Below are 1582 nucleotides of genomic sequence, written 5' to 3'. Positions count from 1 at the left end.
GTTCTGGCGTCCATGCAGGCTTAGTGCTGCCCTCGAAGGAAAGGTTCATGCCGTGGTTGCGGAAAAACCGCGCTGCCGGTCCCGGCGGCTTCATCCGGAGTGCTGCGCGACCCCAGCCTGGTCATTTGCGATGCCGCTCCGGTATCTGGCGCGGAGCGCGTCGGCATAGAGGCGCACAACCCCTTTGTGGGGCCGGCGCAGGAAGGCGGATTGGTCGAGCCRCCAGAGCCGCTCGATCTCGCCGGCGAACGCCGGATTGGTCGTGGTGCCGTAGCCGGCGCCGGGATAGACGACGATCTCGCCGGCATAGAGACAATGGTCGGTGACCAGGAAGTCGATGCGGATATAGTCGAGCTTGCCGGCGATGACAGGGGCGATCGATATCGCCTGACGGACATAGCCGAGAAGCCGCGCATTGACGGGCACCGCCTGATCCTCGCGGGGATAGTCCGGATCGCGCCCGGGCAATGGATTGGCGTCCCGATCCAAAAGCAGCGAACGCCCGGCTTCCTTATCCTCGACCCAGGCATGCGTTATTACGCCGCCGCAAACATGCACTTTGATATCGGTTGCGATCGTTGCACCGGACAGCGCCAGCCGCTCTTCCACGAAGACGGTGGGAATGACMGGCCAATAGGCCCATTCGCCATTGCGGCGRCCATAGCGTTTTCTCAGCCAGTGCCTCGTCTTGGCGACGATGAGGCCGTGATTGGGGGCGCCATTGGCAACGAATATGTTCATCGCGCAGCCGTGGTTTGTCTTGACGATGACATTGCCGGCCAGCAGGTCGAGAGGAATGTCGGCAGGGTCGCGCCCGGACCAGAGCGTCTGAGGCACGGCGATCTCGGGACAGGCGTCCCGGATATGAGCCTTGGCGGCGAGCTTGTCGGTCAGTGTTACGAACAGCGGATTGCGGTCGACGATTTTTCGCCAGAGCAACATCTCGTGGTATGTTTCGGGCGCGGCCAGATTGGGCAGGTAGCCGAGTTTCATCACGAACCGCACCGCCAGCACGGGGTGACGAAGGGTCAGCAACAACCCTGCGACAGACAGAATAATGCGTCCTGTCCAGGAAAAATTGGCCTTGGCAGTCATCAGGAATACCCGGCCGTTGTTGGCTGAGTCCGATCCGGGCAGATCGGATGTATTCATCCCCGTATCGCGATTTGCACTTTCGTAAAAGGTTTTGCAGGCGCGGCGGCGCGGGATTTGCGTGAATTGTCGATACCGTTCGCCTTTTCCGGCGTGGTCGCCATTGCCATTCTTGTCAGCGGCCATTCTTGTCAGCGGCCATTCTTGTCAGCGGCCATTCTTGTCAGCGGTTTGTGACTCCACTCTGACATCTCCGACGAAGCGCGTTGGCATAGAGTCCCATCGCTCCGCTGTGCCGCTGGCGCAGAAAGGCGGATCGGTCGAGCCGCCAGAGCCGCGCGATTTCCGCGGCGATTRCCGGGTTCGTCCATGTCCCGTAGCCGGCGGCCGTGTAGGCGGTAATCTCACCGGCATAGAGACTTTCCTCGGTGACCAGGAAGTCGACGCGGATATAGTCGAGGTCGCCGGCGATGCGCGGGGCCATCGAAAT

2 protein-coding genes are annotated in these 1582 nt (G+C 61.5%); both read right to left on the bottom strand.

The genetic code is table 11. The features are described 5' to 3' along the window. Positions 1-90 precede the first annotated feature (90 nt). Complete coding sequence (locus AC1DX0_RS35675; RefSeq protein WP_477359163.1) at positions 91-1152, bottom strand: ATP-grasp fold amidoligase family protein; 1062 nt, start codon at positions 1150-1152, stop codon at positions 91-93. A gap of 163 nt (positions 1153-1315) precedes the next feature. Next, positions 1316-1582 (bottom strand): ATP-grasp fold amidoligase family protein (locus AC1DX0_RS35670; RefSeq protein ID WP_477359160.1); only part of this gene is annotated, 267 nt, incomplete at its 5' end.

This window comes from Mesorhizobium sp. P3_A9 (genome assembly GCF_056402975.1).
The sequence above is the reverse complement of the archived record's forward strand: the minus strand, read 5'-3'. Positions and strand labels throughout refer to the sequence as shown.